This is a genomic window from Pirellulales bacterium, assembly GCA_035656635.1.
Taxonomy (GTDB): Bacteria; Planctomycetota; Planctomycetia; order Pirellulales; family JADZDJ01; genus DATJYL01.
Genome location: DASRSD010000014.1, coordinates 1 through 8733, shown reverse-complemented (window position 1 = coordinate 8733; position 8733 = coordinate 1). Strand labels below are relative to the sequence as shown.

Annotated in this window: 8 protein-coding genes; 1 reads left to right on the top strand and 7 read right to left on the bottom strand. The window is 55.0% G+C overall.

Going from position 1 to position 8733, the window contains the following annotated elements; all coding sequences use genetic code 11:
* Nucleotides 1–39 precede the first annotated feature (39 nt).
* Both VFE46_01100 and pelA read right to left on the bottom strand, forming a co-directional pair.
* On the bottom strand, nt 40–699 hold the full coding sequence (locus VFE46_01100; GenBank protein ID HZZ26574.1) for a MotA/TolQ/ExbB proton channel family protein: 660 nt from the start codon (nt 697–699) through the stop codon (nt 40–42).
* 302 nt (nt 700–1001) lie between these two features.
* Complete coding sequence (gene pelA, locus VFE46_01095) at nt 1002–1934, bottom strand: pectate lyase (protein HZZ26573.1); 933 nt, start codon at nt 1932–1934, stop codon at nt 1002–1004.
* Here pelA and VFE46_01090 point away from each other — a divergent pair.
* On the top strand, nt 1928–2251 hold the full coding sequence (locus VFE46_01090; protein HZZ26572.1) for a hypothetical protein: 324 nt from the start codon (nt 1928–1930) through the stop codon (nt 2249–2251). The two genes, pelA and VFE46_01090, sit on opposite strands and share 7 nt — an antisense overlap.
* Nucleotides 2252–2337: 86 nt before the next feature.
* On the opposite strand, the gene VFE46_01085 is transcribed toward VFE46_01090, so the two are convergent.
* From VFE46_01085 to VFE46_01065, 5 genes are all read right to left on the bottom strand, one after another.
* Nucleotides 2338–2934: a hypothetical protein gene (locus tag VFE46_01085; protein ID HZZ26571.1), complete on the bottom strand. Its 597-nt coding sequence runs from the start codon at nt 2932–2934 to the stop codon at nt 2338–2340.
* Nucleotides 2934–5267: a cytochrome c oxidase assembly protein gene (locus VFE46_01080; GenBank protein ID HZZ26570.1), complete on the bottom strand. Its 2334-nt coding sequence runs from the start codon at nt 5265–5267 to the stop codon at nt 2934–2936. The genes VFE46_01085 and VFE46_01080 overlap by 1 nt, the downstream gene beginning before the upstream one ends.
* Nucleotides 5268–5295: 28 nt before the next feature.
* A complete protein-coding gene (locus VFE46_01075; protein HZZ26569.1) occupies nt 5296–6825 on the bottom strand; it encodes a cytochrome b N-terminal domain-containing protein in 1530 nt (509 codons plus the stop codon).
* Between the two features lie 7 nt (nt 6826–6832).
* Nucleotides 6833–7411: a Rieske 2Fe-2S domain-containing protein gene (locus VFE46_01070; GenBank protein ID HZZ26568.1), complete on the bottom strand. Its 579-nt coding sequence runs from the start codon at nt 7409–7411 to the stop codon at nt 6833–6835.
* A gap of 33 nt (nt 7412–7444) precedes the next feature.
* A partial coding sequence (locus tag VFE46_01065) for a c-type cytochrome (GenBank protein HZZ26567.1) occupies nt 7445–8733 on the bottom strand: 1289 nt, incomplete at its 5' end.

The following is an 8733-nucleotide window of genomic DNA, read 5'->3' as shown; positions in this document are numbered from 1 at the left end:
CATCGAAACATCCTCTCCGTAAATCCGCACTTGCGAAGCTTATACTGCTTTGGCCGATTGCGGTACTTGTCCGCTTGACCCGCGATGCTCCGCAGCGTGTACATTCGCCAACACCAGGTGCGCGAGCGAATCGATTTGCGACATGGCGCTGCGCACCTTCCGCAGGAAATAGTTGTACGCCACCACCGCCGGGATCGCCACAAACAGTCCCACGGCCGTGGCAATCAGCGCCTGAAATACCCCGGTCATAAGCGAATCGGGATTGGTCGATTTCAAATCGTTGGCCGATTTAATGACCCCGAGCACGGTGCCCATCAGGCCAATAAACGGCGCATTGGCGCCAATGGTGCCCAATACTGAGAGCCGCGCATCCAGCAGACCCTTGAACCGCGCTTTGGCGCTTTGCATGGCTTCGCTGCAGGCATCCGAACCACGGCGCATGGTTTGTAAACCGGCGGTGAGCACTTTTCCGGCCACTGAATCGGACGCGGAGGCCAATTCCCAGGCCCCTTTAATATCTCCCGCGCGCAAGAATTCGGGCAATTGATTGTTCAGTTGCTCGTCCTCTTCCAAATTGCTGCGAAAGAACAGCAAGCGATCAACAATAATGCCCACGCTCACAAAACTAAGCAGTAGCAGTAGCCACAACACCCACTCAGCCCCGATGAAGGCAATCCGCAGGAATAATTCAGTAAGCATGCGCGCAAACTCCCTAAGCACGCGGACCAGGGTGCAACTGTGACGCCGACGACTGGCCCGAAAAGAAATGCCTCGTGTCTCTTAACGACAGGTTCCGTGATGATCGCGGTCCCGACCGGCTGGAAACAACTTCGCACGAACGTGCAGCTCGAAAGCGACCGCTGTGCTTACCGGCACGCCGATGACTGCCCGCAACCATCGTCGCATTTCGCAAGAAATGCTATAGATTCAAACTACTTGCCCTACCCGCTTCCGTCAAGCAGTATGCCGCGGCCACAGGGGCAACAAGTGCAAGGCAGCGTTCACTTTGCAGCGGCCGGGCTGTCTCCTGGGACCCATTTTGCCTTCCAGCTGGGATACTCCCGATTGAGCAGCTCTGACGGCCAATAATCGAGCCAGTTATAACCGTTGCGACGTTCATAACCGATCTCTGCCAAATCATGTTTGGCCACGCCGTCCCGGTCGCTAAAAATCGGCTGATTGGTTCCGATTTCATAAAACCGTGCCCACATGGGCGGCGCAGCGGGGTCTGCAATCACGACTTTGTTGGTCCCTTTGGGCGAATTGGAATCTCGCTGGCGCTCCACCCGAATGCCTTTGATTTTTGCCGCTTCGAACCAAGCGACCGCACCCTCAACCGCCTGAACGACTTCCGGGTTGGGATGATCCAAGCTCATCAGCAGCCGTGCAATTCCGACGGATTCGCTGCCACTAAGGCTGATCAATTCATAGGAACGGGCCGGACGCGGAGTGAAATCGATTTCGTCGTGCTGTGCACACCAGGCGGTTAGCTGGCCGTCGACCTTAATTTGGCATTTCAAAATGCATTCGACACCTTTATTGAAGGATGTGCGTGCGGCCTGACGCCGATCGGCATCGACAAAATCGAATAACGTGTTGCTATAAACTTCGCGCAGGAATTCCATCAGCCGCACCATCGCGTTGTCGTTGAAGGTAATGTAACGTTGATACGGAGTGTGCGCATGCGGCGGATAAAACTGCGGCCAGCCACCGTTGGCATATTGTGCCTTCAAAACGTAGTCGAGGCCCTTAAGCACAGCGGATCGATATTGTTCTTCGTGGGTAGCGCGAAACATGCGGGCGAGAAAACGTAACTCGTCGGTCGTGGCGGAATTATCGAAAGTAGGATCCAAACTGGCGCGATCCCCCGTGTATGGTTTTGCCGTGGTATCGACGTTTTTGGGCCATCCGCCGAGGTCGGACTGATATGTCAGAATATTTGCAGCGATTTTTTTTGCGTCGTCGCTGGAAAACCATTCTGAAGGTCGATTTAGATATCGCCCCGCTCCTCGACCGAAGAGAGGCGTTCGCGACGGAGCTCGTGCCGTCTGCGGCATGGGCGCAGCAACTGCGGGTTTGTCGCTGGCGGGTGGCTGCGTCTCAGGATTTGGAGCAGCAGGCGATGACGAAATTGGTTTTGCCGCAGGAGCTGCCTCCAGCGTTTGCGCAAGTGCTGGTAGTGCAATTAGGGCCCAAAGCAAAGCGACCCTTGCCGAAATCATTAGTTGCCTTCGCGGATTGGCAACGGTGATCGGGAACAACTGCCTGCAGTAACACAAAATCGCGCTCATCGTTTCCCCCTCGAAAAACATTTTCATCAATGCACGACCAATTTTCCTATCGTCGCGGGCCAGATGCAAGCCGCTGGTGAAAAATGAACAACGCAACGGCGGCAAACGGCCAGGCAATCCACGGCGCCAATTCCATCCAAGGCGGCGGAGGGGGCGAAACATCCATTTGGAATGAGAGAGGCGCTTCCCCAGATTCATCTTGCCTCAGCTGCTGTCCCGAGCGGCCAGCCAGTGCGGTAGAACCTGGTGTAAAATCGTTTGAATCTGAGCCAAGCAAAATGCTCACTTGCCAAGTGCCAGGTTCCGAAACTTTGAAAATCGCCGATTGAAACAGCTTGTTGCTGGCCGTCCCGTTCGATGCCGCCTCTTTCAGGAAATACGCTATTGCATTGCGTCCTTCAGCGATTTTCGACAATCGAACCGTCATCGGCAGCGCATTGTATACTTTTCGTCCCATCGCATCTTGGACTAGCACGCTAACATCAATCGTTCCGCATCGCGGCTGGGTCGGCGACGTGAATACGCTCACTTGATATACACCGTGCCGCTGGAGCAGCCGCAAGGTGCCACCATCGGCCCAAACCGACGAAGCCGGGAGCGAGCATAAGAAAAAAATCAGTGAAGTAGTTCGATGCCACTGCATTATGAACCACCTGCCGGTAACATGCCGCGCATTTGCATGGGTTGCAGTAAGATCCATACTCCCAAGGCAAAAAGTGCCAACTGGAGCAAGAACCACGGAAGTGCAGCTTTTAATGTTCGCCAATTCTGCGTTTGGGTGGAATTGTTGACATTGGCGGCAAGCCCTGAACTAATTTGCCACGTCGCAAACAGCGAAGCCAAGAAACCCATGTCCAACATCATCAATTCTGCTTTTAGTAGCCAATCCGGAGCGGGGCGGCAGCAGGAACAAATCCAATTCGGTGGACCGAACGAATCGATTCCCAATTTGGCGACGAATTGCTGTGCCGCCGGCACAATGGCATCCAGCCCTGTAAAAAAGTGGAAGCTGTAATGCGCCATCCACATTCCAAAGCCCAGCGGTGTTAGGGTCCAAGCAAAGCGGCAAAAAATTTCGCGTGGGTTTCGTTGGGCTGACATCAACCACCGACTGGCCATGGTGGTTAAACCTAGGCAGATCGTCGGCAATACAAACAGGCAAAGCACATAAAACAGTGCCGTGATAAAGAAAGTTGACGATACGCCCAGCGTCGTGCTAATTCGTGCTTCCCAATCGACGATCGGAGCTATCATGCCGGCCGCATTGGCGAATGCTCCAAACAGCAGGACCATGGCCAAGGCGGCGTAATCGATCCGCCGACTTAGTCTGCCAATTCCCGAGCGCAGCCCATCACGCCACAAACTCTTCGTGGGCGCCACGACCATAATTCCGACATTGTTTTCCGGGCATGCTCGCACGCAGTCCAAGCAGAATGTGCAATCGAGGTTGCCAATTTTCTGGGGTTGAAATAGTTGCAACTCGCAGCCAGGAGTTGTGCTGTTTCCCTGAATGCAGTCACGTGTATGGCAGGTGGTACAGACCGTTGGTTCGCGGACGCGCACCTCCCACGGCGAAATGACCGATTGCACAAAATTGAACTGGCCGATGGGACACACGTATTTGCAAAAGGCTGCGCCGCGAAATATTGAATCGACCAGGAGCGCGCCGGTGAAATAAAAAATGACAATCCAGGCAGTTACCCAGGGGCTATTCCAAAGCGAAAATGCTTCGTACGCCCATAAAAAAATGGCCAGCAGCGCCACCGCCAGCCATTTGGTGCGCAGTACGTCGGGCCAGGGCCGATTGCCCAACCCACGGAAAAGCCAGCGGGCGACAGTTCTCGGCAGCAAAAATGGGCAGCCATAGCAAAACACATTGCCAGCGATCAACAGGCCAAAAATGACTAAGCCGCGCCAATGAATCCACGGCACTACTCCCGCCAAATTCATTGCGCCCACTTGTGAACCCCATAGGCCGTCAACGATGACTGTCAGCGCTATCAGCAGCGCTATGGTTTGCACCAGCCGTCGTGTCCAACGCCAGCGGAGGATGGGACCCACGAATGAGGAACGGAGTAAATCAAAGTAAATTGCGCGCCCACTAGATTGCGGCCTAGCGATCGACGGGGAAACCGTTGCCCTCCGCTGGGTGTAGCCCTGAGTTTGGATCTTCATCAGCTTCACGCCAATCCAAAGCAACGGCGCTAAAAACACCACAGACCCAGGCACCCACATAATCACTCCGGCTGCAGACTGGTCGTCCAACGCCGAAATGCCACCGAGCCGCGGCATTTGTAAGTAATGTGGATAAAGCGAGTGATCAGAGAACGTAATCCAGGCTGCAAGCAACGTATTTTGCACATCGGCCAAAATCAAAAACGGAATCAGCCACCACCGCGACCAACCAGGCCGTGCCGGGAACGGTCGAATCACTGGATACCAAAAAATCAGTCCAGCGACGAGAAAACACAGATGCTGCACTTTATGCCAAGCATCATTGGCTAGTGCGGTTTCGTAAGGGCCGGGCAAATGCCACAACCACGTGACGGCTAAGAAAATGAAGAATGCCGTCACCGGATGCGTTATCATCGTCGCCACACGCTGCAATTTCCGCCAATGCAATAATGGCGCAACCCAATAACGACGAATTTCTGTCGGTAAGCCACGAAGCAAAGGTAGAAACGGCTTGCCGAGCCAAATCAACGGGGGAACCACCATCATCAACAGCAAGTGCTGCAGCATGTGCACTTGCAGTAGGAATGGCGCAAATGCTTCGATGGGCGATGCCAACGCCAGGTACATTGCCAATAAGCCGCCGATAAATGCCGTTAGCGGGCCGTAATTCCATCGTACCGGGTCATGTCTCCGTAAAAATCGCCAGCCGCGCCCATAAACGGCGGCCGTGAACAGCAACATCAGCACCAGCCACGGCTGCGCTGGCCAAGACGAAAACACGGCCTCAAAAGTGGTGGACATGAATCTGCATTACCATCAGCGTGCAAAATTATTTTGCCGCCGAAGGGCCTGTCGTTGCGGAGGCATCGTTTGGCAAACGGCCTTTATTTTTCGTTCCACGATCAGAGGGTGTTATCGCCGCAGGCGTTCCCGCTGGTCGCAAGCTCACCAGGAAATCGACTAACGCCGTCATTTCCGTTGGGCTCATTTGCTTGCCGTAGGCCGGCATGTTTCCTCCGCCGGGCGTGCCATTGCTAACTTGGTCAATCAGTAAATCACGTGTTAAGCGAGTGCCCACGGTAGTTAAATCCGGTCCGCGAGTTCCACCGATTCCTTCCAATGCGTGGCAGTTGCGGCATTGTTTGTTCTGAAAGACGACGGCGCCTTGCAACTCGACGGGGCTAAGAGACTCATCCATTTTTTTAATAAGGTTCACCGGCACCGCATCGCCACTCCACGCCAGCATGCGTGGCGACCACGGCGACGTTTGCCCCATATAACTTAGTACTCCCAGCACTGCGTAAATCACAATCATCAGGAGGATTGCCATAGGACGCCGGGTGGGTGCGCGTTCGCCACGGTTGGAAATAAACGGGACGGCAAGCAATCCGAGGACCAGCACGATTGGCATGATAAGAATGACGGCGGTTTCTGCTGCCGGCGGACTCAGCGAAAGCAAACCAAACAACCACAAAAATGGCCAATCCGGCCGTGGATTCGCCCCGCTAAGCGTTGGGTCGGGCGGCGCGCTGGGTCCCTTGGGTCCCGCCAGCGCGGCAATCGTAACGACCACAATGACAACCAGCGCGGAGACTGCGACGTCTTTCAGCATGGCTTCGCCCAAAAACGGTTCGCCGCGGCGCAGCTCTTCGTGATACTCAGCATCGTACTTCAATAAGTCGACGATTTTGCCGGGCTGCGGCGGCACACTAACTCCCTGTTTAATCACCAGCCACAAATGCACCGCCAACAACGTCAGCAGAATTCCTGGGATGACAAACACGTGCAGTGCAAAGAAGCGGCTCAGCGTGTCGGCGCCAATGATCGGCCCGCCGAGCAGTAAGTCCACAATGGTCGGTCCAGCAGCCGGCACGCGCCCCGCCATGGCGGCGCCTACACCTACGCCCCAATAAGCGTCCGGATCCCACCGCAACACTTGCCCCGTAAATGCCATCCCCAGCGTACACAGCAACAAACCAACGCCAATACACCAGGTTAGTTCGCGCGGGTATTTATAAGCCGCGTGCCAGAACACTTGCGTCATGTGGAGCAGCACCATGACGACCATCGCTGAACCGGACCAATAATGCAGCGAGCGCAGAAACCAGCCCCACGGTTGTTGATAATTCAAATACAACAAGCTTTCGTACGCTTGGCCAGCGCTGGGGACGTACGTTAAGGCTAATCCAATTCCGGTCAGAATTTGAACCAGCAGCAGCGTCATGGAGGCGCTGCCAAACACGTACCACCATCCCAAGGGACCAGCCAGTTCGCGCGGCACCGGATGCCGCAGCATTGGCATCCACGTATCGCCAATGCCCAACCGAGTGTCAAACCAGCGGTAAACGGCTTTGATCACAACGTGTTCATCCTTTGTCGGTCAACGTGTGTTGCAACGTTGGTAAAAACGGCGCTTGAATGAATAGGTGTGGCTCTGTGGCATTTGCATCTTGCTTCACTTTCCAAACGCACAAATACAGACCGCGTGGAGGTGGCCCGCTGGCACGATCACCGTTTTCGTAATACACGCCGCCGTGGCACGGGCACATGAACAACCCCGATTGCGGGAACCATTCCACCGGGCAGCCCAAGTGCGTGCAGTTGATGGCAAACACATTGAATTGATCTTGATAACTTTCGTCACGACCTAAATACCGCACGTACACGCCCGTTTGGGCTGTGATGCCATCCCAAGGTTGAGCCAGCGGATTGTCGCTGGGTTTAATGACCTTCAACCGTGTTTCACCGGGAGGAAAAGCACTCACGGGTCCCAGGGAAATCCACGGTTGTTCCTTGCGCCGTGCGACCGCCGCCGCCAAATATCCAAAGCCGGGAATTGCGATGGCCGCGGTCGCGATGGCGCCCAGGAGCGCGGTCAGCAGCTTTAAAAAAACTCGCCGAGGTTTCACTTCCAATTCGGAACGGTCTTCAGTCGTTTTTGTCATTGATCGCAACGGTTGAAGTGGTTGGATGCGCCGTTAATCAGAACTTGTTTTTTCGCGCCATTGTTTTAGCACGGTCATCAAATCGTTCACCTGCTCGCCCGTCAGGGGACTGAAAGCTTCGCCGCGGCCGCTAGCCGATGCAAAGTCGGGCATGCCCAAATCGGGCCGGCCTGTGACAATGTAACGGCGAAGTTCTTGGTCGCTGCATAGCGACAAAAAAACAGGGTCGTTCAATGGCCCGGCCATTCCGTCGGTTCCCTCACCGTGTTCACCGTGGCAGTCGGCACAGGCTGCGGCATAAATTTTCTGGCCCACTGCAATATTGCCAGTATCTTTCCCGGCGGGCGCTGTCAGCGGGGGCGCGCTAGGATAAACGCGCTGCACATGCGTGGTCACGGTTCGCCATGCTTCAATTCCCTTCACCAACACCGTAATTTGGTCGGTCGTGAGCGGACCTCCCCGCGATTGTTCCCAGGCCGGCATTAAAGTGCCGTGACGACCATCGGCAATCACGCTGCGCAGTTGCTCGTCGGTCACTAACGCCAAGAACAAATCGTCGTTCAACGGCGGTCCCGGCCCCAATTTTCCATTCGCGCCATGACATCCCGCGCAGCGTTGCGCGTACAGATCATCAAATTTTTTAATGTCTTGCGGCATGACGTACGCATTGGCCAATGCTGGCTTGCCGGGCAAATTATCGCTGCAACCCACCAGGAGCACGGCCACTAAGACGAAGCATCCCAACCAACCCGGTGGAACCGATGGCCCATCCGCATCGCCTCCGGGCCCGCGGGGCGGAATGGTAATTTCCTCGCTGCGGATAATCACAATCGAGGTCGCAATGCCGTACACTAACTGTGAGACAACATACCAGGGCCAATTGATGTATTCGTTTAAGAGCGGATTTACCAATCCCATTAAACTGTGATTTGCCCCGCTCCAGAGCAGCGGCAAAATTAACCCGCCGAATAACAGCGGGCCGCCGGGAATGGAAGGCAAGGTAGGCAACAGCACGCCGCCAATCAGGCCAAATCCGACCGACATCATGACGTGCATCACAATTGCGCATAGGAATCCGACGGGATGAAACATTTCCAGATTGAGCTTAAGCACCTCCGGCGGCAAATCGGTCGTGCCGGGAATAATCAAACCGGCCAGCAAATTCACGGGATACCAAATGCTGTGGCCGCTCGCGAGGGCCCAAATAATGGCTGGAATGGGCATCAGCAAGCCGCCGACAATTCCTCCTTTAATGCCAGCCGAAACGGGATGCACTTTTTGCGGCAGTTGAAAACGATAACCAATGGCGCCCGGTTTTAATT

Coding starts and splice junctions, on each gene's coding strand:
- VFE46_01100 (HZZ26574.1), bottom strand. CDS start 699: ATGCTTACTGAATTATTCCTGCGGATTGCCTTCATCGGGGCTGAGTGG.
- VFE46_01090 (HZZ26572.1), top strand. CDS start 1,928: ATGTCAGAATATTTGCAGCGATTTTTTTTGCGTCGTCGCTGGAAAACC.
- VFE46_01085 (HZZ26571.1), bottom strand. CDS start 2,934: ATGCAGTGGCATCGAACTACTTCACTGATTTTTTTCTTATGCTCGCTC.
- VFE46_01080 (HZZ26570.1), bottom strand. CDS start 5,267: ATGTCCACCACTTTTGAGGCCGTGTTTTCGTCTTGGCCAGCGCAGCCG.
- VFE46_01070 (HZZ26568.1), bottom strand. CDS start 7,411: ATGACAAAAACGACTGAAGACCGTTCCGAATTGGAAGTGAAACCTCGG.